The following is a 20,371-nucleotide window of genomic DNA, read 5'->3' on the forward strand; positions in this document are numbered from 1 at the left end:
TTCGCCCGCGCGCCCCTCCCCACCCTGGTTCACCGGCCATCGGCCACCGGCGCCCGGGCGCTCACACGCCGCTTTCTCGTCCGAAAGTTTGATTCCGCCGATCCCGTGAACCGGTATCGTCGGAGGCGAAGTTAGGTTACCCATACTTGTCGCCCCACGAAGCGAGGAAATCTCCGATCATGCCGGATGCCACCCCTCCCGAGCACCCCGTGCCGTTCTCCGCGCAGATCCGCTCCGCCACCGCCGAACAGCACGAGCGCGCCGAGAACTCCACCTTCATGAGCGATATGCTGGGCGGCGCCCTGGACGTCCGGGCCTTCTATCGCTACACCGGCCAGCTCTGGCACATCTACCAGGCTCTCGAGGCACATTGGGATGTTCTCGCCGCCGACCCGGTCGCCGGTCCGTTCATCCGGCCCGAACTCGCGCGCCTGGCGCATCTCGAGGACGATCTCGCGCATCTGGGCGGCCCGGACTGGCGCGGCGACATCACGGCCCTGCCCGCCACCGCCGAGTACGCCGACCGCATCGCCGAATGCGCACAGCAGTGGCCCGCGGGCTACGTCGCCCACCATTACACCCGCTACCTCGGCGACCTGTCCGGCGGTCAGGTCATCCGCGGCACCGCGGCGAAGCTGTGGCAGCTCCCCAAGCACGGCGACGGGGTCCGCTTCTACGTCTTCGATCAGATCACCAACCCCGCCGCCTTCAAGCGCGGGTACCGCACCCTGCTCGACGAGCTGGCCGTCGACGATCTCGAGAAGCAGCGCGTCCTCGGTGAATGCCGCCGCGCCTTCGACCTCAACACCGCCGTATTCGCCGAGCTGGCAACCGAATTCCCGATTCGACGGGAAGGCTGACCCGCTCGGCAAACACCTGGACAAGCGACCGAATGGTTGCCGCCCAGTTGCCAAGTGCGTCGCGGGGTTACATCAAAACTGTTGTTACACACACCAAACGGCGCCCCCACGTGGTGACAAGTCCCACACCGCCGGGGGCGCCGTTTGGTTGCGAGCACAAAGCTCGAGCGGCTAAAGTTACTCATCAGTTAGGCACGAAGGTGTTCCTACAGCGGCCCCACATCTGCTAGGGGCCGATTCTCATTTCGCTCACGTCCGCATCCACCGATGCATGTCGGACGAACACCGTTGCGCGACAACAGGTTCGACAACATGCAGGAGGGGTTGTGACCGGCTATATCGTGACCGGGGGAACGGGATTTCTGGGACGGCGAGTGGTGGAGGGCCTGCTCGCAGCCGATCCGGATGCGGTAGTGCACATTCTCGTGCGCGAGGCGTCGGCGGCCAAACTCGCCGAACTCGCCACCCGCTGGGACGCTACCGATCGGGTGTTTCCGCTGATCGGAGACCTGACCGAGCCGGGCCTGGGGCTCGCCGACGAGCCGCCCGCCGCCGAGCACGTGGTGCATCTGGGCGCCGTCTACGACATGACCGCCGATGAGGAGGCCGCCTACGCGGCGAATGTCACCGGCACACGCGCGGTCATCGCGCTGGCTCGTGAGCGGGGGGCGATGCTGCACCACGTGTCGTCGGTGGCGGTGGCCGGCGATCATCGCGGCAAGTTCTTCGAGGACGATTTCGACCTCGGACAGAATCTCGAATCCCCCTACCACCGAACGAAATTCGCCGCTGAGCGGCTGGTTCGTGAGGCACGCGGCCTGCGCTGGCGGGTCTATCGCCCGGCGATCATCGTCGGCGACTCCCGCACCGGCGAGATGGACAAACTCGACGGCCCCTACTACTTCTTCCCGGCGATCGCGGGGCTCGCGGCACTGCCCGACGGGCTGCCGCTGCCACTGCCGGATCTGGGCGCGACCAATATCGTGCCGGTCGACTACGTGGCCGCGGCGATGGTCGAGCTCATCGGCCGGCCGGGCCTGAACAAACGCACCTTCCACCTGGTCAACCCGCGTCCGCAGCCGTTCACCGAGATCTACGGCGCGCTCTCGCGGGCGGCGGGTGCGCCCGGTGGCCTGGGGCCGGTCCCCGGCAGCCACACCGTGCTGCAGACCCTGAACCGGCTGCCCGGAGTCGCTGCCGCCCGCGATTTCCTGCTCGCACAGCTGGGCATCCCGGCCGAGGTCGCACCACACGTCTCGTTCGCCTCGGAGTTCGTCTCCGATTCCACTCGGGCGCTGCTGCGCCGCGCCCGGCTCGAGGTGCCCGAGTTCGACGACTACGCCGACACACTGTGGCGGTACTGGCGCACACATCTCGATCCCGATCGGGCACGCCGCCACAACGGCGGGGATCGGCTGCGCGACCGCATCGTGCTCATCACCGGCGCCTCCTCCGGCATCGGCCTGGCGACCGCGCACGCGGTGGCCGCGCGAGGCGCGACGGTACTGATGGTCGCTCGCGGTGTCGACGAACTCGAGGCCGCCGCCGCCGACGTCCGCGAGCACAGCGGCGCCGCCTACAGCTACTCGTGCGACATCACCGACGACAAAGCCGTCGAGCTGCTGGTCAAGCAGGTGCTCGCCGATCACCGGCACGTCGATTACGTGGTGAACAACGCGGGGCGCTCGATCCGGCGCTCGGTGCTCAACTCCACCGACCGCATTCACGATTTCGAGCGGACGATGGCGGTCAACTACTTCGGTGCGGTCCGGCTGATCCTCGCACTGCTGCCTGCCATGCGGGAGCGCCGATTCGGGCATGTCGTGAACATCTCCTCGATCGCGGTGCAGACCAAACTGCCGCGCTTCGCGGCGTATGTGGCGAGCAAGTCGGCCTTGGACACCTTCAGCGAGATCGCGGCGGTGGAGAACGCCGATGCCGGCATCACCTTCACCTCGGTGCGGATGCCGCTGGTGCGGACACCGATGATCGCGCCGACCGAGATGTATCGATCGCTGCCGGTACACAGCCCGGAACAGGCCGCGGCGATCGTCGTGCGCGCACTCGAGGAGCGCCCGGCGCGTATCGATACCCCCATCGGCACCTTCGCCCAGCTCGTCGACACGGTGATGCCGTCGGTGAAGAAAGCGATTCTGGCCCAGGGGTTCCGGAGGTTCGGCGAATCCACCGCGGCCCAGCGCGGGACGGGCCGGCCGGTCGTGGTGGCAGCCGAACCACCGGCGGCGGCCACCGGTCGCAGCCCGCTGCTGGCGTTGGCGCCGGTGGTGCAGCCACTGATGGGCATGCCGACCCCCGCGGCGCGCATCGTCAATCGCCTGCCCGGGCTGAACTGGTAAAGGCGGACCTGTCACCGGGCCACCCGCCCGGTGATAGGTTGCGCGGGTGACACGAAGGCTGCTACTCGTCGGCGCGATCGTGCTCACGGTCCTCGTGGCGGTCTCCGGCGGCGCCTACGTCCTGATGAATTCACGCACATATCAGCTCGGCGGGCGGCTGGTGCACCGGGTCGCCACCGAGCGCGCACTCGTCGCGCTGACGATCGACGACGGCCCCACCGATCGCACCCCGGCCATCCTCGAAACGCTGGCCGCACACCACATTCCGGCGACCTTCTATCTCGTGGGCCGCGATCTGGCCGCACATCGGGACTACGGGGCCGCCATCGCTGCGGCCGGGCACGAGATCGGCAATCACAGCTACACCCACCGGCGACTGGTGTTCGTCACCCCCGCCACGGTGCGCGCGGAGATCGAGCGGACCGACGCCGAAATCGCGCGTACCGGCTATCGCGGACCGGTGACCGTGCGTCCTCCCTACGGCAAGAAGCTCCTCGCGCTGCCCCGGTATCTGTCCCAGCACGACCGCACCACGGTGATGTGGGATGTCGAATCCGACTCCACCGGCGGCGCCGGCACCGATACGATCGTCGCCGAAACCGTCACCCGGACCCGCCCCGGATCGATCATTTTGTTGCACGCCATGTATCAGCCCAACGCGCTCGACGCGATCGGCCGAATCGCCACGGAACTCCGCTCGCGCGGTTATGATTTCGTGACCGTCTCGCAATTGGTTACCGCCGAGAATCCCTCCGGACCGTAACCTTTCCGGTTTCCCGATCGTCAGAAAATTAGAACCTGTTCTAATACCCTGGCTGGATGGAACGATTGACCGGGCTGGACGCCAGCTTCTTGTATCTGGAGACCGATACCCAACTGCTGCACGTGTGCGCACTGCTGATCCTGGACCCCGCCGCCGGCGGCACGACGTACGAATTCGGCGAGCTCAAACAGGAATTGGGGCGCCGAATCCACCTCGTGCCCTCCATGCGACGCAAGGTGCACCGGGTACCGCTGGATCTCGACCACCCCGTCTGGGTCACCGACGCCACCTTCGATCTCGACCGCCATGTCCACCGTCTCGGACTGCCGTCCCCCGGCGGATCCTACGAACTGGCCGAGCTGGTCGGCGATATCGCCGGCCAGCCGATGGACCGATCGCGGCCGCTGTGGGAAATGTGGGTGATCGAGGGCCTGGCCGAGGGCAAGATCGCGGTGGTCTCCAAATACCATCACGCCGCCGTGGACGGCATCACCGGCGCCAACATGATGGCCTACCTCTGCGATCCCGAGCCCGGCACGCGCTATCCGGATCCGCCGGCCGAAATCCACTCCGACGCCGAGTCTCCCAACGACCTCGCCCTCGCCGCGGAGGGGCTGGTGCGCATGCCGGGCAAGCTCGGCGTGGTGGGGATGGTGCCCAAGACGCTGGGTAAGCTCGGCGGTCTGGTGCAGCGTCGCCGTGCCGACAAACAGGGGATGGCCATGCCCTTCACCGCGCCGCGCACGCCGTTCAACCGCACCATCACACCGCATCGCAGCGTCGCGTTCACCACCGCCGACCTCGCCGATATCAAGGAGATCCGCGCGGCCTTCGACGCCAAGGTCAACGACGTCGTGCTGACCGTCATCGCCGGCGCACTGCGGCAATACCTGCGCGACCACGACGAGCTGCCGGAGACCTCGCTCATCGCCTCGATCCCGGTGTCGACTCACGAGACCACCCGGCACGAGCGTGGCGTCAACAAGGTCTCGACGCTGTTCACCCAGCTCTACACCGAGATCGACGATCCGGTCGAGCGCCTGGGACTCATCGCGCAGGCCAATCGCGGCGCCAAGGCGGACCACGAGGTGATCGGGGCGGACTTCCTGCAGGACTGGGCCGAGTACGCGCCGCCGAACACCTTCCGCGTCGCGGTACGCGCCTACTCCTCCTTCAAACTCGCCGAACGCCATCCGGTGGTGCACAACCTGGTGATCTCCAATGTGCCGGGGCCACAGGAACCACTGCATTTCCTCGGCCATCGCATCGACGCGCTGTTCCCGTTCGGACCGGTCTTCCACGGCGCGGGTCTCAATGTGACAGTGCTGTCGGCCAACGGTGACCTCGACATCGGTTTCATCGCCTGCCGTGACTTGGTGCCCGACGTCCAGCGCATGGCCGAGGCCGTGCACGAGACCATCACGATCCTGCTCGAGGCCGCCCGCGCACCGCGCTGAGTCGCCGAGGGATCACTTCTGCCGTTCGGCGGCGACCGCCGCACAGGCCTCGAGGAGCACAGGGACAAAGGCGTCCGCCTCGAGTACACAGGCCGCGTGGCCGGCCGGCGCGAGGAAGATCTCCGCTCCCGCAATCATTTTCGCCATTTCCAGCTGCCGGTAGACCGGTAGCGCGTGATCGTGTGTCGTGATCACCACCGCCGTCGGCACGTTCAGGCTCGGCAGCCACGACGAGGAGTCGAAGCGCCCCAGCTCCGCTATCGCCTGGGTCATCGCCCAGCCGTTGGTCGTGCGCAATTCCTTCAACGCCCAGCGATCCAGCCGCCCGGTTTCCCACGAGACGTCGGGCAGCAGCGGCAGCCGGCTTCCCGCCTGCTCCACCCGGCGCGCCGCGGTATCGGTCATCGCACCCGCCACCAGCGCCATACCGCCGTGGAACAACCGTTCCCGCCACTTCTCCCGGAATCGATAGGTCGTCGCGCACAACACCAGGCCACCGGCCAGCTCCGGATGCCGATGCGCGAGCAGCTGGGCGACGATGCCGCCCATCGAATAGCCCGCCAGAATGGGCCGTCGCACCCCGGTCACCTCCGCCACCGCGGCCACATCGTCGGCGAGATCGTCGAGATCGAAACGGGGCGAACGGATTCCGTGACCGTGCCAGCGCTGGTCGAAAAGCACCACCCGATAGTGTTCGGACAGCTCGTCCAACGCCGGGAACCAGTTGAGCATCGCCGTGGTCACCAGCCCGTGCAGCAAGATCACCGTTGGAGCGCCCTCCGGCCCCGGAATGTCGACCAGATAGGTCCGCCCGCGCCCGGGTAGGTCCACCATCCGCCCGGCCGGCACCGAGGTCGCCCGGGAGACCCGGGAGCCGAAGCGGGTGCCGGCCGGAGCACTCACACGCCCGGCGCCGGCCTGCCGATCTGCTGTCATCGCATCCCTCCGAATCCCGTGGATCGGCCACGTATTAGAACACGTTGCAATTCCGATGGTACCGGGCGGAGGCGAGGACCACGCTCAGGGCAGCAACACCGCCGCGCCCGCGAACCGCCCGTGCGCGAGATCGGCCAGGGCGCTGTCGGCCGATGCCAGCGAATACGGATTGATCCGCACCTGAACCCGGTGCTCGGCGCAGAAACTCAGGAACTCCCGCCCGTCGTCGCGGGTGTTGGCGGTCACCGAGCGAATCTCGCGCTCCTGGAACAGATGTCGTTGATAGTTCAGCGCGGGAATATCGGTCAGGTGGATTCCGGCGATCGACAGCACACCTCCGCGGTCCAGCGCCGCGAGCGCGGGTGGCACGAGATCACCGACCGGCGCGAACAGGATCGCCGAATCCAGCGGCACCGGGGGCGGATCGGCCGCCCCCTGGGCGGAGGCCGCGCCGAGGTCCAGTGCGAGCTGTCGCGCCGCGCCGTCCCGGGTCATCACATGCACCTCGGCTCCCTGCGTGAGGGCGACCTGTGCCGCCAGATGCGCACTTCCCCCGAATCCGTAGATGCCCAGCCGGCCCCCGGGCGGCAGCGACGCCCGCCGCAGAGCGCGATAACCGATGATGCCCGCGCACAACAGCGGCGCGAGCTCGGCATCGGCATACCCCGACGGCAGCGGATACACGTAATCGGCGGGCGCCGTGGCGTATTCGGCGTATCCGCCGTCGGCATCCCAGCCGGTGTAGCGCGAATTCGGGCACAGATTCTCCGCCCCGCGGCGGCAGTACGCGCACACCCCGCAGGTGGTCCGCAACCACGCGATGCCGACGCGGTCCCCGGGCGCCACGCCGGTGGCAGTAGCATCACCCACCGCGACGACCTCGCCGACGATCTCGTGGCCCGGCACGACGGCCGATCGATGGACCGGCAGATCGCCCTCGGCGACATGCAGATCGGTGCGGCAGACTCCGCAGGCCAACACCCGCACCAGCACTTCGCCGACATCCGGTCGCGGAATCGGGATCCGGGCCCGCACCGGCGGAGAATCGTCGATCGGCCCTGGTCGCACTACCTGCCAGGCGGTCATCGTCGCAGGATTCATCACGCTCCTTCCGACCCGGGTCACCGCGCCCCGGTGGAGAGATCGATGGTAGTTCGCGCCTTCGCGCCGGCCCGCCGAACGCCGGTCACCGGGCGCGGCGGTGGCGGGGCCCGGCCGTTGATAGCGTCGCTGCGTGCCCGCGACACCGACCGACTTCACCTTGCCGATCGGCCGCGTGCACGCGATCGTCGACCTGGCGGCCCGGCGTGGCTGGGACACCACGGCACTGCTCGCCGAAGCCGGCATCGCGCCGCAGTTGCTCGCCCAGGGCCGCGCCCGGGTCACGGCCGGCCAGGCCGTGCATCTCGTGCAGCAACTGTGGCGTGCGACCGACGACGAAATACTGGGCCTGGGGCGGGCGCCGATGCCGCGCGGCACCTTCCGGCTGGTCTGCTTCGCTCTTCTCGGTTCGCGCGATGTCGGTGCCGCCCTCCACCGGTTCCGCCTGTTCCAGAAAGCGCTGCCGGGATTCCCGCCACTGGCCGTGACCGCCGGCGCCGACGAGGCACGGATCTCGTTCGACCTCAACGGTATTCGTCATCCGAACGAGCTGATCATCGATACCATGCTGATGGTCTCCTATCGGTTCCTGGACTGGGCCGTCGGCGGGTCGCTGCGGCTGCTGCGAGTCGAAGTTCCCTATCCGCCCAATGAACTCGACGATTACGAACTGATCTTCGGTGCGCCGGTGCGATTCTCGGCTCCGCACCCGGCACTCGTGGTCGATCCGGCGGTCCTGGCCACCCCGCTGGTCCGCGACGAGGACGACCTGATCCGGTTCCTGCGCAACGCCCCCGAAGCCGTGATCGGCCGCCGCGACGACGCGGTCTCCACCGCGGCCCGGGTGCGGCTCATCCTCGAACACGGCGGGCCACGTGACTGGCCCACCGTCGAACAGATCGCCGCCGAACTCTCCGTCAGCCCCGCGACGCTGCGTCGCAAACTCCGCGACGAACACACCTCCACCAGCCATATCCGCGAACAGATCCTGCGCGACAACGCCATCGCGGCGCTCGTGCGCGGCGACGAAACCGTCACCGCCCTCTCCCGACGGCTCGGATTCTCCGAACCCAGTGCCTTCTCCCGCGCGTTCCGCCGCTGGACCGGCAGCTCACCCGGCTCCTACCAGGCATCCACCGACCTCCCGGCGCGGGCCTGAGCGATCCGGTCAACAGTTCGAGCGCTGCGGTCATTGGCCCGCGCCCGCCGGACTTCTACCGTCGCCGGTGAGCACTATTGTCGACCAGAGGAGTTCCCCCGTGCCGGTGCATCGGTCCCCGTGGATGGACGAAGATCTCGACGCGCTCGCCGACCTGGCGCGGCGATTCTTCGAGAAGGAATGCGCACCGAACGAGGATCGGTGGGGCCGCCAGCATCACGTCGACCGTGAGATCTGGAATCGCGCCGGTGAACTGGGCCTGCTGTGCATCTCGATTCCCGAGGAATACGGCGGGGGCGGCGGCACCTTCGCCCACGAGGCGGTGATCGCGATCGAGCAGACTCGGGCCATGGCGCCCAGCCTCGGCAATCCGGTGCATTCGACGATCGTGGCGCACTACATCAACGCCTACGGCACCGAGGAGCAGAAGCAGGCGTGGCTGCCGAAGATGGCCTCGGGCGAGATCGTCGGCGCGATCGCGATGACCGAGCCCGGCACCGGCTCGGACCTGCAGGGCATCCGGACCCGCGCGGTCGCCGACGGCGACCACTACGTCATCGACGGCGCCAAGACCTTCATCTCCAACGGCCTGCTGGCCGACCTGGTGATCGTCGCCGCCAAGACCTCCGAAGGCAAAGGCGCGGAGTCGGTTTCGCTGATCGTGGTGGAGACCGACCGCGACGGTTTCCGGCGCGGGCGCAACCTGGAGAAGGTCGGCCAGCACGGTCAGGACACCTGTGAGTTGTTCTTCGACGGCGTGCGGGTGCCGAAGACCAATCTGCTGGGCACCGCCGAGGGCACCGGCTTCGTCCAGCTCATGCAGCAGTTGCCGCAGGAGCGGCTGATCCTCGCGGTGGCCGCCGCCGCGGCGATCGAGGCCACCGTGGCCATGACCGTCACCTACACCAAGGAACGCCAGGCCTTCGGCAAACCGGTCTTCAACTTCCAGAACACCCAATTCACCCTCGCCGAATGCGACACCATCGCCTCGGTCGCCTGGGCCTTCCTCGACGACTGCGTCACCAAACACCTACGCGCGGAACTCGATATCCCCACCGCGGCCAAGGCCAAGTGGTGGCTCACCGAACAGCAGTGCCGCGTCGCCGACGAATGCCTGCAATTGTTCGGCGGCTACGGCTACATGGCCGAATACCCGATCTCGCGGGTGTTCACCGACGCGCGGATCCAGAAGATCTACGGCGGGACGAACGAGATCATGAAGCTGATAATCGGGCGGAGTTTGTAGAACACCGGGAGGGCACTGTTCCGCGTCGGCGGTCCAGCGCCGGCGTGGGCGGCTAAACGGCACCCTTCGCCGGGTCACCCGCGGGGAGGGCTTCCAGGATCTGGATGTCCGGCGGGCCTGCCACCAAGCCCTCGAGCCCCTCGTTCAAGGCCTTGATGCTCGGCGCACCGCCGTGAACACCCAGAGCCGCCATATCCCGCCACTTCTCCACGAACACGAAACGGTCCTTGCCCTTGTGCAAGGCGTACAGCTCACATCCGTCCTCGCTGTGCACCTCCGGGATGAGCCGGGTGAGGACTTCAGCTACCTCGTCGACTTTGTCGGGCTTCGGCGTAATGGTGGCAACGATCACAGGCACAGCAGCGAGGGTACCAGCCGGTCGACCGCCACGGCCGGGCCCGCGTCTACCGCAGATGGTCGCCGGCTTCTGCCCCCGAGAACCCCGAGAAGGACCGGTGCACCCCGGCGCCCGACCAGCTCGGCGCCACGCCTATCGCACCGATGGGGTGAGCACGATTCGACCGAAGACCTCGCCGGTTTCCATCTTCCGATGGGCCAGACCTGCCTGATCCAGGGAAAGTATGTCGTGCACAACCGCTTTCAGCTCGCCACGAACCGCGGCGGCGAACAGTTCGGCGGTAGCGGCGCGGCGCTCGGGCACGGGCACGGTGTCCGCGCTGAAGGTCGCGAACGACATCGACTTCCTGAAGGCCTCGACCATCGGTGCGCCGAAGTCCGCGGGTGGCATGCCTGCCATCGCACCGACGACCACCATGCGACCGTTCGGGTCGAGCCTGGTGAAAAAGGACGGCAGATCCGCGCCTGCGACGATGTCGATGATGACGTCGAAGCCCGCGGGAGCGTCCGGCGCGCCCTGGCCGAGCCGGTCGAGTACATCGGTCGCGCCCAGTTCACGCAGGCGTTCGCCACGCTCGGCCGAGGAGGTCGTGACCGCCACCGCACCGGCTCCTCCGCGCGCCGCGAGCTGGACCGCCATGACCCCGATGCCACCGGCCGCGCCGCGCACCAGCACCGAATCACCACGACCGAAATGGGCATGGCGCAGGGCGAAGTGCGCCACCACCGCCGAACTGCCGAGTGTCACCGCGTCGACCGGCGAGAGGGCCGCGGGGACGGGGACGAGAGTCTCGGCCGGTGCGACGGCCTGTTCGGCATAGCCGCCGCTCTCCCCGGTGAGCGCCCACACGCGCCGGCCGACCCAGGCGGTGTCGACGCCCTCTCCGACCCCGGTCACGATGCCCGCCACCTCGCTGCCGAGGATGCGACCGGGCGTGGCGCCGTACCCGGCCAGGGCGCCGCTTCGGATCAGGGCGTCGACACCGCCGACACCGATCGCCTCGGTGGTGATCAACACCTGCCCGGCCGCCGGACGCGGGCCGGCGAGGTCGGCGACCGCGAGCACCTCGGGACCCCCGAACGCCTGGACCATCACTGCTTTCACTGGTATCTCCCTGTTCTTCTCGATGGGAACCAACCAGCGGAACGTAACGGACGCCCCCGTCCGTTTAGCTAAAGTGAGAGTGGTGACCGCTCATTTGCCTCACGCACTGCGTTCGGACGCACGTGACAATCGCGAACGGATCCTCGAGGCGGCTCGCACGGTATTCGTCAGCGCCGGCCTGGAGGTGCCACTGCGGGAGATCGCCCGGCGGGCCGGGGTCGGGCCCGCGACCCTCTACCGCCATTTCCCGACCAAGGAGATGCTGGTTGCGGAGGCGTTCGTCGACCAGATGCTCGCCTGCCGGTCCATCGTGGACGAGGGACTGGCCGAACCGGATCCCTGGCAGGGATTCTGCCTGGCAGTCGAGAAGCTCTGCGAACTGCAAGCACGCGACCACGGCTTCACCGCGGCCTTCATGTCCGCCTTCCCTCACGCGCTGGATTTCGCCGCGATCCGCAGGTCATCGCTGACCGGCGCTGCCGAATTGATCCGCCGCGCCAAGGACGCCGGGCGCCTGTGCCCCGACATCGTGCTCGACGACCTCATTCTCATGATCATGGCCAACAACGGCATCGACGCGAGCACGCCGGCGGCGCGCATCGCGGCCTCCCGGCGCTTCGCCGCCCTCATGATCCAAGCGTTCCGGGCCTCCCCCGTGTCCGCACCGCTGCCGCCGGTGCCGCGTTTGATTCCCTCGGCACTTTCAGGGACTGCGACCGGGCCGCGCCGGGCCGGTGGCACGTAAAGCGTTCGCCGACAGGCCTTCTCGCCGGTCGCCCACGATGCTCAGCTATTCGGCGCTACGACTGGTGAAGTCGAAGGATCCGCCGTCGAGGCCCCAGGAGATGACCCGTTCGGGGTGGATTCGGATGACCGCGCGCTCCTGAGGCGGAAACGGTGGCTCCTGATCGTCGAGCGCCTCGGCCGTGCCGCGCACCTCGATGCCGCGGATCACGTACGGCTCCGATGAAACCTGCTGATCGACGACGAACGACACCCGGCTGCCCGCAACGACATTGCGATACTTCCGACTGGCACGCATCCGCATGCCGCCGATATCGATCGTGCCGTCGGCGTTCACCCGATAACCGGTCGGGTTGTTCTGCACGACGCCGTCGGGCGACACCGTGGCCAGCCGGCCTATCCCGGCCTCCGCGAGGAACTGCTGTTCATTGCTGGTGAAGGTCATGTCGGTTACTCCTCGGTGGTTTCGATATCGGACGCGCCCCGGCGATCAGCCGGAATCTCCAGCGCCGCTAGCAACTGGAGCAACGGTAGCATTTCATCGCTACCTTGTCTAGCGCTGCTAGATTTCATCCGATCGCCCGAGTATCCGTCCGGCACCCCATATTTCGGCGCGCCCCCACCCGCACGTCTCTCCCGGCACCCCTCGAAGGACAGGCCGACAGGCGCTGAAGCACCCGAAATACGCACCCGATCCGGTGTCGACGGAGTTTGATGGTGGTATGGACGGCACGACATCGAGGTCGGCGAATCCGATGGCGGGAACCGCTGCGCGAGTCGGCGGAGCGGCGGGGCGCATGCTGGGGTTCGGGTTGGGCGTGGCCCGGCAGGTACCCGGCGTCGAGCCGGTGCTCGCGGAACTCGGACAGCGCGCCGCCGACACCCGAGGCGCCGTCGACGACCTCACCGCGCGGGTACTGGGTGGCGTGATTCGCCGGATCGTGCAGACCGCGCTCGACGCCGTCGATCTCACGGCGATCGTCGTCGACAATGTGGATCTCGATGCCGTGGCCGAACGGATCGATGTCGACAAGATCATCCACCGGGTCGACCTGGTCGCGCTGGCCGACACCGTGATCGAGGGCGTCGACCTGCCCCGGATCATCCGGGAATCCACCGACTCGATGTCCGCGGAGGCGGTTCTGGGCATCCGAAGCCAGGGGATGCACGCGGACGACGCCGTCGCGGGTTTCGTCGGGAAGGTGCTCGGGCGGGCCCGGCCCGGATCGGGCACGGAGTGAGTAGCCCCGCCCACCGTCCCGCAGGCATCGTGACCCGCTCGATCGCATCGGGGATCGATGTCGCCGTCGTCCTGGCGATCATGGCCGCGATCTACGTGGGCCTGGCGTTCGCCCGGCTGCTGTTCTCACCGCAGGACTTCAGGTGGCCGGATGCGGGGGCGGTCCTGTCGATGGGGATATTTCTGACGGTCTCGGTGCTGTACCTCACCGGATGCTGGGCCGTGAGCGGACGCACCGTCGGCGCGGTGTTGATGGGGCTCCGGTTGGTGACCCGCCACGGCGAACTCATGGGATGGCCGCGGGCGCTGGTGCGGGCGGTGCTCTGTGTCATGTTCGCGTTCGGATTGCTCTGGGTGGTGGTCGATTCACACCGCCACTCGCTACAGGACATCCTCCTGCGCACCACCGTCGTCTACGACTGGCATCCGGAGCCCTATCCACGAGTGTAGGGTCCGAGGCCGCGCGGACACCGTCGGGTTCGCCGGTGATGCTCGCCGTCGTCGTGGCGGATCGGGAGACGGCGAGCAAGGTCCCACCCACCGGAAACCCCTGTTCCGCACCGGGTTCGACCGCGCGAAGATGGAGGTGTGGAACCCACGGACCGCCTTGCCCTGACTGTGCTCACGGCGCGCTACGCGCAGGCCGTCGACCGCCGGGACGCCACCGCTCTGGCAGCGCTGTTCACCCCGGATGCGGAACTCGTGTTGCCACCGGTCCTGAACGGGACGGATGCCATGAGCGTGCTGACAGGACGGGAGGCGCTGGTTTCCGCGGTGATCGACGCGGTGTCCCGCTATCGCGCCACCCGGCACGTCGTGGAACAGCAGGTGCTCGAGACGATTTCGCGCGACCGCGCGCGGGGTGAGACCTACTGCACGGCACACCACATCCATCGACGCGGCGACGAGTACCGGGACAGGCGAGTCGCCCTCCGGTACCGGGACGATTTCGCGCGGACCGCGGACGCCTGGTTGTTCTCCCGCCGCGAACTCGTGGTGGATTTCACCGAGCACGTACCGGTGACCGTGCCCGCCGCTCACGACCCCGAGGTCTGACAGCGCAGTCTCGAGCGCCCTCCTCAGCGATCTGAATCGTTCCAGTTCAGACGCGTGAACACTTCATTTCATAGTGATTGCCGAAATGTAGCCATGGCCTCTCTCGTGTGCAAAGATTGCATCTGCTTCACGGTTCGCTCCATTCACTCGAGTTCCATTCACATCACTGGAAGGAAGCTCAGATGGCGCAAGACAGCACTGCTACGGCAACCCGGAACGGCCTTCGTGACTCCCAGGATATGGACGGCATGCGGTCGGGCCTGGATGCCATGCGGTCGGGTCTGGACGAATTGCGACAGGAAGCACAGAGCGCTCGCCAGTACGCCCAGCAGGCACAGAACCTCGCTCGGCAGGCGCAGCAGCAGTCGCGGCAGGTGGTCCATCAGGCCCAGTCCGCGCAGAACGACGCCAACCAGGCCAACCAGCAGGCCCAACAGGCCCGCCAGCAGGCGATGCAGGCCCAGAACCAGGCGCAACAGGCCCAAAGCGAGGCCGACCGGGCACAGAATCAGGCCCAGCAGGCACAGGGTGAGTCCAACCAGGCCAACCAGCGGGCGCAGGCGGCCCAGGATCAGGCCGAGCAGGCGGCCCAGCTGGCCCAGCAGGCCGAGGATCAGGCCACCCGCGCGCAGGATCGCGCGATGCAGTGGGAACTGCAGATGCACCAGATGCGCCAGCAGGTCCGCCAGATGCAGCCGAACTGATCGACCCCGCGGTGACGTCCCGGCATCGGGAACACCGCACAGCGTCCGGAAGCCCGGAGTCCACCGACTCCGGGCTTCCGCCCGTCGGACCCGCGATGCCCCGAATCGATTGCCGATAGTTTGCTATACGAAGAGAGAATCCAGCCGGTTCACCGCGACCTTCGCCACGTCGTAGTACACCGAGATCCGATACCGGTCGGCGTTGAAGTCGGCCGTGCCATCGGTCATCTCCACCAACAGCCCTCCAGGCCGGTCGAGCATGAGCGGCAACAGGTGGTGCGAGGTGATCAGATGGGTGTCGATCGCCAGCCGCAGAATCCTCAGTCCGGTGTCGAGGTCGTGGTCCCAGATCGGCGTATTCCACGTCGCCGGAGGGCCTTTGAGAACTTCTGCGCCCCATATGTCGTTGACCGAACGTCGAGGTGACCGTAGTCGGCGCGCAGCCGCTCGGCCAGCCGCCCCACCTGCCGCGCGTCCAGATGATCGACCTGGACCGCGACGCCCACCCCGCCCAGCCGGTTCACCAGTTCGGCGGTCTCTTCGATGGTCTCGGGGCGGTCGTAATCCGACCGTATCGAAGGATCGGGATGGCTGCTGCTCCGCCCGGTGCACACGACCGTCGCCCCGGCCACCACCGCGATCTTGTCACGAAGTGCGTCACGATCCGGCGACCACATGATCGGATTCTCTCAGGTCGCCGGGCGCCCGCGCTGCCGAATTCACGGTAGGGCGATGACGGCGAGCAGCACGATCAGCAAGGAGACCGCGACGGTGATGTGGCTGCGCCGGTAGTGGGTCGCCAGTACGGCGACGAACTCGCGCAGGAAGGCCGCGGGCAGGAAGTAGGCAGCGGTCCGCGCTCCCAGGACCTGGGCGTCGATACCGAGGCGACGGGTGAGCGCCGCCGTGCGCAGCACATGAAAGTTGCTGGTGACCACCGTGATTCGCAGATCCTGCGGAGCCGCGCCGCGATGGTTCAGTTCCCGCAGGCAGTTGCGCAGATTCTCGGCGGTGTTGCGCGAGTGCCGTTCTCGGACGATGACCTGTCCGGGCACTCCGCGGCGGGTCAGATAGCGAGCCATGGCGTCGGCCTCGGTCGTCGCCTCATCGGGCCCCTGCCCGCCGCAGGTGACCAGGACCGGATGGCGCCCGGACCTCACCGCCGTGCGGTAGGCGTCGATGCCGCGGTCGAGCCGCGCGGCCAGCAACGGAGTGACCGACCGGCGATTCAGGCCACATCCCAGGATCACGACGGCATCGGCTTCGGGACGTGCCGCCAGACTTCCGTAGATCAGGGCGTAGCCGCCGAATGCGATCAGATGCGTGACGAAGTAGACCCCGATGGCGGTGGCCGGGACGATCAGCCGGGTGGCCCAACTCGGAATATCCGGACCGGTTCCGGCCGTCACGGCCGCGGAAACCGCGCCGACCAAGCCGACGCCGGCGACCACCGGCAACGCGGTGATCGCCGCGACTCCCTCTCGAGACATCAGCCCGATCCCGTTGACCAGCAACGCGATACCGATCGCGGCGGGCGGAACGGCCAGCACCGCGATCAGGCCGAGCTGCGAGGGCATGCCCGGGAACAATCGGACGATCACGGTCGCGCATCCCGCACCCAGCATCGTGACCGCGGCCAACAGTACGAAGCCCGAGGAGATCCGGCGCGGCTCCCGCGCCACTCGGATCGCACCGACGAACGCCAGGACGAGCCCGGCGGCCATCGAGACCCCGCCGATCGACAGGTACGCCATTGTCTGCATCCGCCCGCGACTCCCTCTGGCCACCGTCAGGCCTTCTCGCCGAAGCACTCCCGACGTCGTCGGTGCGGCGAAGGATCCGCGGCGACCGGCCGACGTATCGACGTATTCCCCTTCCGGCATCGCGGAAACACCCGCTCCGGCACACAGATCCGCGGAAGGCGACCGCGACATCGCGGTCGTGGGTTCGGACGACTGGGGCGTGGAGCGCGGCGGACGGAATCTACGATTTCTTCTATACCGGGGCGCCGCTGAAATTCACCCGGGGCGTGGGATCCCCGATCAATCCGCTGACAATTCGGTAAGGCATTCCAGCCAGTGAAATCGGCTGCGATACAACCGTGTTCGCGGTGTTAGAACGAATATGTGGTGGAAGCTGTCCGCGACGGCGCGGATATACAGCCCGCTTCCACCACATATTTCGTTCGAAGGACGGTGGACATGACAACGGTGCACGACGAGGTTCGCCAGATCGAGGCCGAGACGGTGCCGGCACGGTTCGCACGCGGCTGGCACTGCCTGGGCCTGCTCAGGGACTTCTCCGACGGCCGACCGCATTCGATCCAGGCCTTCGGCACCAAGCTGGTGGTCTTTCGCGGTGCGGACGGCCGGGTCAGCGTGCTCGACGCGTTCTGCCGGCACATGGGTGGCGATCTGTCCGACGGGCAGGTCAAGGGTAACGAGATCGCCTGCCCCTTCCACGACTGGCGCTGGGGCGGGGACGGGCGCTGCAAGCAGATCCCCTACGGCCGGCGGGTGCCGCCACTGGCGCGTACCAGGGCCTGGACGACGCTCGAACAGGACGGCATGCTGTTCGTCTGGAACGATCCGGAGGGCCACCCGCCGCCGGCCGAGGTGACCATTCCGCGCATCGAGGGCGCGGGCGCGGACAACTGGACCGAGTGGCACTGGTACACCACGATCGTCAACACCAACTGCCGCGAAATCATCGACAACGTCGTGGATATGGCGCACTTCTTCTACATCCACGGATCGCTGCCGACCTATTTCAAGAATGTCTTCGAAGGAACGGTGGCAACCCAGTACTTCGAAAGCGGCGCCCGCGCCGACCTCCCCGGACCGGTCGGTCAGCCGCAGTTGCTCGGAACCTCGTCGGTCGCTTCATACTACGGGCCCTCGTTCATGATCGACGACCTCGTCTATCACTACGAGCACGGCGACTACAAGACCGTGCTGCTCAACTGCCACTATCCGATCGACGCGAATTCGTTCGTCCTGCAATACGGCATCATCGTCGAGAAGTCCGACACGCTGCCCGAGGATCAGGCGATGGCCACCGCCGTCGCACTCGGGGACTGGGTCAAGATCGGCTTCGAGCAGGACGTCGCGATCTGGAAGAGCAAGGCTCGCATCGACAATCCGCTGCTGTGCGAGGAGGACGGCCCGGTCTATCAACTGCGCCGCTGGTATCAGCAGTTCTACGTCGATGTCGCCGACGTGGCCCCGGAGATGGTCGACAGGTTCGAATTCGAACTCGACACCACCCGACCGCTGGCCGCCTGGAATGCCGAGGTCACCGAGAACGTGGCCCGCAAAGCCGCGGAGGCGACCTCATGACCCCTCCCATCGATGAACGCATCCGGGACGTTCCCATGGCGCCGGTCGGGTGCCATCGGTGTGGCGCCCGCGTTCTCGCTCGCAAGAGCAGTCGGGCGCAGACGAGTATTCAATGGGACGCGGCATCGACCGCGGCGTGTATGGAACGTCATGCCGCGAGCGCGCTGTCGGAGGCCGGCATGCGGCACTGTTCCGCGCTTCGCGAATCCATCTGGGCCGCTGCGGAATCCGGGGAACTGTCGGTGCTCGACAATCCGGTCGGCTGAGCGAGCTTCGCCCACGAATCGGCCCTACCGTCGTGCGACGGGTAGGGCCGATCTCGCTGCCGGAGACCTCAGACGTGCATCGGGCGGGGGCTCAGGCGTGGCGCACCGACGGCCAGCCGCCAGATTTCGTACGCCGCGCGGCGCACCTGCGTGACGACCGCGTCGGTATTGATCGTCCGCGTGGGACCACACAGTGACACCGCCACCCGGCCTCGGTCCACATCGACGTCGAGGGCGGCCGCCACCACGGTGACGCCCAATTCGCATCCTTGCGCGTCCACCGCCACCCCGCTGCGATCGCGCACCTTGTCCAGTTCGCGTTCGAGCTGCCGGCGGGTTCGCACGCTGTAGACGGTGGGTGCGTTCGCGAACGGCAACTCGGGCCACTGCTGCGGCTCCATCGCGGCCAGCAGCGCATGTCCGGCGGCGGTGAGTTCGAGGGGCTGGCGCGCCCCGACCGCCCACTGCCGCCCCGGGTTCGGCCAGGCCCCGACCCGGTTCAGATGCAGAATCTCTCCCCCGGACAGCAGACTCAGGTGCGCGGTCAAACCCGTACGCCGGTGCAGCCCGGTCATGACGGTCATCGCCACATCGTTCACGCTGCGCTGGCGCATCACCTGTGATCCGAACTCGAACATCCTGATCCCCAGTGCGTATTCGAACCCGTGGCGTTCCACCCAGCCCAGCTCCACGAGCCGCTGCAGGATTCGATGCGCCGACGAGCGAGGCAGATGTGACCGCCGGGCGATGTCGGCCAACGTCATGGGCCGCTGTCCGACGAAAGCCTCCAGCAGAGAGGCCACCCGATCGATCATCGCGTGAGGGGTCTGTTCGAGCTGCACCGTTGCCACCTGTTACCTCCAACCGCCAGTCATGTCAGACTCTGTCTACCTGTCAGAATCTGACATAATCGAGTGTAAGGAGGGCGCTGATGGATGTAAAGCAGATCACACCGATCTGTCCGCCCAGTAGGAAAGACACGGACGCGACCAGCGATTTCCCGACCGCGATACTGTGGACTGCGACCAAGGAGGACAGTGGCCGTGAGCAAGCCGTCCAGGCCCACGCTGACCGAACGCCGCGCGGAGGAGCTCCGCCTCACCATCGCGAACACCGCGCGCGACATGTTCGTCGCCGACGGGGACACCTCCGCGACCGTGGAGCGGATCTGCGAGACCGTCGGCATCGCGCCGAGGACCTTCCACCGGCACTTCCCGGTGAAGGAAGACGTCATGGGTCCGCTGTTCCGGCGCAGCCAGGCGCTGATCATCGACTTCCTGAAGAACGCGCCGGCCGACGCCGACGCGGCGGAGACCCTGGCCCGCGCGTTCACCACCGAGGTCTACAACCGCAAGACTCCCGAATCCGACCGCACATTCATGACTTTGATGATCAACACGCCGCAGTACCGGCTGCGATGGCTGGAGTGGGGTGAGCAGCTCTGCGGCCCGATCACGGAATTCCTCTCGGCGCGAGTCGATCTCGGGGACGACCCGTTCCTGCGGAAGCTGCCCGCCGAGTTGATCGTGCACACCAGCCGCCAGGCCTATATCCAATGGGTCGACAACGAGGACTGCGGCGATTTCTCCGAGGTGGAGGCACTGCAGCTGCGGGGCATGAAGATGCTGCTGGTCGGGCTCCGAGCGGTCATGACGCAACCGGCGGTCCCAGCGCCCTAGCCG

General features: G+C 67.4%; 21 protein-coding genes and 2 pseudogenes. 15 read left to right on the forward strand and 8 right to left on the reverse strand.

Going from position 1 to position 20,371, the window contains the following annotated elements:
- Positions 1-179 precede the first annotated feature (179 nt).
- From LKD76_RS18495 to LKD76_RS18510, 4 genes are all read left to right on the forward strand, one after another.
- Positions 180-860: a biliverdin-producing heme oxygenase gene (locus LKD76_RS18495; protein WP_227982573.1), complete on the forward strand. Its 681-nt coding sequence runs from the start codon at positions 180-182 to the stop codon at positions 858-860.
- A 326-nt stretch (positions 861-1,186) separates the two neighbouring features.
- Positions 1,187-3,217, forward strand: coding sequence for an SDR family oxidoreductase (locus LKD76_RS18500; protein ID WP_227982574.1), 2,031 nt, complete (start codon positions 1,187-1,189; stop codon positions 3,215-3,217).
- 46 nt (positions 3,218-3,263) lie between these two features.
- Positions 3,264-3,980 carry a polysaccharide deacetylase family protein gene (locus LKD76_RS18505; protein WP_227982575.1) on the forward strand — a complete coding sequence of 239 codons (717 nt, stop codon included), beginning with the start codon at positions 3,264-3,266 and terminating at the stop codon, positions 3,978-3,980.
- Between the two features lie 56 nt (positions 3,981-4,036).
- The gene (locus tag LKD76_RS18510; protein ID WP_227982576.1) at positions 4,037-5,437 is read left to right on the forward strand and encodes a WS/DGAT/MGAT family O-acyltransferase; all 1,401 of its coding nucleotides are present in this window, start codon (positions 4,037-4,039) and stop codon (positions 5,435-5,437) included.
- A gap of 12 nt (positions 5,438-5,449) precedes the next feature.
- Here LKD76_RS18510 and LKD76_RS18515 read toward each other — a convergent pair whose 3' ends face one another.
- On the reverse strand, positions 5,450-6,373 hold the full coding sequence (locus LKD76_RS18515; RefSeq protein WP_227982577.1) for an alpha/beta fold hydrolase: 924 nt from the start codon (positions 6,371-6,373) through the stop codon (positions 5,450-5,452).
- Between the two features lie 84 nt (positions 6,374-6,457).
- Complete coding sequence (locus LKD76_RS18520) at positions 6,458-7,459, reverse strand: zinc-binding alcohol dehydrogenase family protein (protein WP_227985304.1); 1,002 nt, start codon at positions 7,457-7,459, stop codon at positions 6,458-6,460.
- Between the two features lie 148 nt (positions 7,460-7,607).
- On the opposite strand from LKD76_RS18520, the gene LKD76_RS18525 reads away from it, so the two are divergent.
- Both LKD76_RS18525 and LKD76_RS18530 read left to right on the forward strand, forming a co-directional pair.
- Positions 7,608-8,633: an AraC family transcriptional regulator gene (locus LKD76_RS18525; protein WP_227982578.1), complete on the forward strand. Its 1,026-nt coding sequence runs from the start codon at positions 7,608-7,610 to the stop codon at positions 8,631-8,633.
- A 124-nt stretch (positions 8,634-8,757) separates the two neighbouring features.
- Positions 8,758-9,879 carry an acyl-CoA dehydrogenase family protein gene (locus LKD76_RS18530; RefSeq protein WP_227985305.1) on the forward strand — a complete coding sequence of 374 codons (1,122 nt, stop codon included), beginning with the start codon at positions 8,758-8,760 and terminating at the stop codon, positions 9,877-9,879.
- A 52-nt stretch (positions 9,880-9,931) separates the two neighbouring features.
- On the opposite strand, the gene LKD76_RS18535 is transcribed toward LKD76_RS18530, so the two are convergent.
- Both LKD76_RS18535 and LKD76_RS18540 read right to left on the reverse strand, forming a co-directional pair.
- Positions 9,932-10,237: a putative quinol monooxygenase gene (locus tag LKD76_RS18535; protein WP_227982579.1), complete on the reverse strand. Its 306-nt coding sequence runs from the start codon at positions 10,235-10,237 to the stop codon at positions 9,932-9,934.
- Between the two features lie 132 nt (positions 10,238-10,369).
- Positions 10,370-11,341 carry a zinc-binding dehydrogenase gene (locus tag LKD76_RS18540; protein ID WP_227982580.1) on the reverse strand — a complete coding sequence of 324 codons (972 nt, stop codon included), beginning with the start codon at positions 11,339-11,341 and terminating at the stop codon, positions 10,370-10,372.
- A gap of 82 nt (positions 11,342-11,423) precedes the next feature.
- Between LKD76_RS18540 and LKD76_RS18545 the strand changes: the two genes are divergently transcribed.
- On the forward strand, positions 11,424-12,086 hold the full coding sequence (locus tag LKD76_RS18545) for a TetR/AcrR family transcriptional regulator (protein WP_227982581.1): 663 nt from the start codon (positions 11,424-11,426) through the stop codon (positions 12,084-12,086).
- 45 nt (positions 12,087-12,131) lie between these two features.
- On the opposite strand, the gene LKD76_RS18550 is transcribed toward LKD76_RS18545, so the two are convergent.
- Positions 12,132-12,530 (reverse strand): PPOX class F420-dependent oxidoreductase, encoded by a 399-nt coding sequence (locus LKD76_RS18550; protein WP_227982582.1) that lies wholly within the window; start codon positions 12,528-12,530, stop codon positions 12,132-12,134.
- A 277-nt stretch (positions 12,531-12,807) separates the two neighbouring features.
- Between LKD76_RS18550 and LKD76_RS18555 the strand changes: the two genes are divergently transcribed.
- The 4 genes from LKD76_RS18555 to LKD76_RS18570 all read left to right on the forward strand — a co-directional run bounded on the left by LKD76_RS18555 (position 12,808) and on the right by LKD76_RS18570 (position 15,085).
- Positions 12,808-13,326, forward strand: a complete 519-nt coding sequence (locus LKD76_RS18555; protein ID WP_227982583.1) for a hypothetical protein — start codon at positions 12,808-12,810, stop codon at positions 13,324-13,326.
- Positions 13,323-13,775: an RDD family protein gene (locus tag LKD76_RS18560; protein WP_227982584.1), complete on the forward strand. Its 453-nt coding sequence runs from the start codon at positions 13,323-13,325 to the stop codon at positions 13,773-13,775. The genes LKD76_RS18555 and LKD76_RS18560 overlap by 4 nt, the downstream gene beginning before the upstream one ends.
- A gap of 138 nt (positions 13,776-13,913) precedes the next feature.
- Entirely contained in the window at positions 13,914-14,381 is a 468-nt protein-coding gene (locus LKD76_RS18565; RefSeq protein WP_227982585.1) for a nuclear transport factor 2 family protein, read from the forward strand.
- Between the two features lie 182 nt (positions 14,382-14,563).
- A complete protein-coding gene (locus LKD76_RS18570) occupies positions 14,564-15,085 on the forward strand; it encodes a hypothetical protein (RefSeq protein ID WP_227982586.1) in 522 nt (173 codons plus the stop codon).
- Between the two features lie 141 nt (positions 15,086-15,226).
- Here the strand turns inward: LKD76_RS18570 and LKD76_RS18575 are convergent.
- Both LKD76_RS18575 and LKD76_RS18580 read right to left on the reverse strand, forming a co-directional pair.
- Positions 15,227-15,765 (reverse strand): annotated as a pseudogene (locus tag LKD76_RS18575) (SDR family oxidoreductase); the annotation flags it as partial.
- Positions 15,766-15,804: 39 nt separating this feature from the next.
- The gene (locus tag LKD76_RS18580; protein ID WP_227982587.1) at positions 15,805-16,848 is read right to left on the reverse strand and encodes a YdcF family protein; all 1,044 of its coding nucleotides are present in this window, start codon (positions 16,846-16,848) and stop codon (positions 15,805-15,807) included.
- 206 nt (positions 16,849-17,054) lie between these two features.
- Here LKD76_RS18580 and LKD76_RS32365 point away from each other — a divergent pair.
- The 3 genes and pseudogenes from LKD76_RS32365 to LKD76_RS18595 all read left to right on the forward strand — a co-directional run.
- Positions 17,055-17,150, forward strand: a pseudogene (locus LKD76_RS32365) (cyclase family protein); the annotation flags it as partial.
- A gap of 136 nt (positions 17,151-17,286) precedes the next feature.
- Positions 17,287-18,423, forward strand: coding sequence for a 3-ketosteroid-9-alpha-monooxygenase, oxygenase component (locus tag LKD76_RS18590; protein WP_227982588.1), 1,137 nt, complete (start codon positions 17,287-17,289; stop codon positions 18,421-18,423).
- Positions 18,420-18,689 carry a ferredoxin gene (locus tag LKD76_RS18595; protein WP_227982589.1) on the forward strand — a complete coding sequence of 90 codons (270 nt, stop codon included), beginning with the start codon at positions 18,420-18,422 and terminating at the stop codon, positions 18,687-18,689. Before LKD76_RS18590 ends, LKD76_RS18595 begins: the two co-directional genes overlap by 4 nt.
- Before the next feature lie 68 nt (positions 18,690-18,757).
- Here the strand turns inward: LKD76_RS18595 and LKD76_RS18600 are convergent, their stop codons facing one another.
- On the reverse strand, positions 18,758-19,540 hold the full coding sequence (locus LKD76_RS18600; RefSeq protein ID WP_227982590.1) for an IclR family transcriptional regulator: 783 nt from the start codon (positions 19,538-19,540) through the stop codon (positions 18,758-18,760).
- A gap of 192 nt (positions 19,541-19,732) precedes the next feature.
- On the opposite strand from LKD76_RS18600, the gene LKD76_RS18605 reads away from it, so the two are divergent.
- Positions 19,733-20,368, forward strand: coding sequence for a TetR/AcrR family transcriptional regulator (locus tag LKD76_RS18605; RefSeq protein ID WP_227982591.1), 636 nt, complete (start codon positions 19,733-19,735; stop codon positions 20,366-20,368).
- Positions 20,369-20,371 lie beyond the last annotated feature (3 nt).

Origin of the sequence: Nocardia spumae, assembly GCF_020733635.1 — a bacterium.
GTDB classification, from domain to species: Bacteria; Actinomycetota; Actinomycetes; order Mycobacteriales; family Mycobacteriaceae; genus Nocardia; species Nocardia spumae.

Coding starts and splice junctions, on each gene's coding strand:
- LKD76_RS18495 (WP_227982573.1), top strand. CDS start 180: ATGCCGGATGCCACCCCTCCCGAGCACCCCGTGCCGTTCTCCGCGCAG.
- LKD76_RS18510 (WP_227982576.1), top strand. CDS start 4,037: ATGGAACGATTGACCGGGCTGGACGCCAGCTTCTTGTATCTGGAGACC.
- LKD76_RS18515 (WP_227982577.1), bottom strand. CDS start 6,373: ATGACAGCAGATCGGCAGGCCGGCGCCGGGCGTGTGAGTGCTCCGGCC.
- LKD76_RS18520 (WP_227985304.1), bottom strand. CDS start 7,459: ATGACCGCCTGGCAGGTAGTGCGACCAGGGCCGATCGACGATTCTCCG.
- LKD76_RS18530 (WP_227985305.1), top strand. CDS start 8,758: ATGGACGAAGATCTCGACGCGCTCGCCGACCTGGCGCGGCGATTCTTC.
- LKD76_RS18550 (WP_227982582.1), bottom strand. CDS start 12,530: ATGACCTTCACCAGCAATGAACAGCAGTTCCTCGCGGAGGCCGGGATA.
- LKD76_RS18555 (WP_227982583.1), top strand. CDS start 12,808: ATGGACGGCACGACATCGAGGTCGGCGAATCCGATGGCGGGAACCGCT.
- LKD76_RS18570 (WP_227982586.1), top strand. CDS start 14,564: ATGGCGCAAGACAGCACTGCTACGGCAACCCGGAACGGCCTTCGTGAC.
- LKD76_RS18580 (WP_227982587.1), bottom strand. CDS start 16,848: ATGCAGACAATGGCGTACCTGTCGATCGGCGGGGTCTCGATGGCCGCC.
- LKD76_RS18590 (WP_227982588.1), top strand. CDS start 17,287: ATGACAACGGTGCACGACGAGGTTCGCCAGATCGAGGCCGAGACGGTG.
- LKD76_RS18595 (WP_227982589.1), top strand. CDS start 18,420: ATGACCCCTCCCATCGATGAACGCATCCGGGACGTTCCCATGGCGCCG.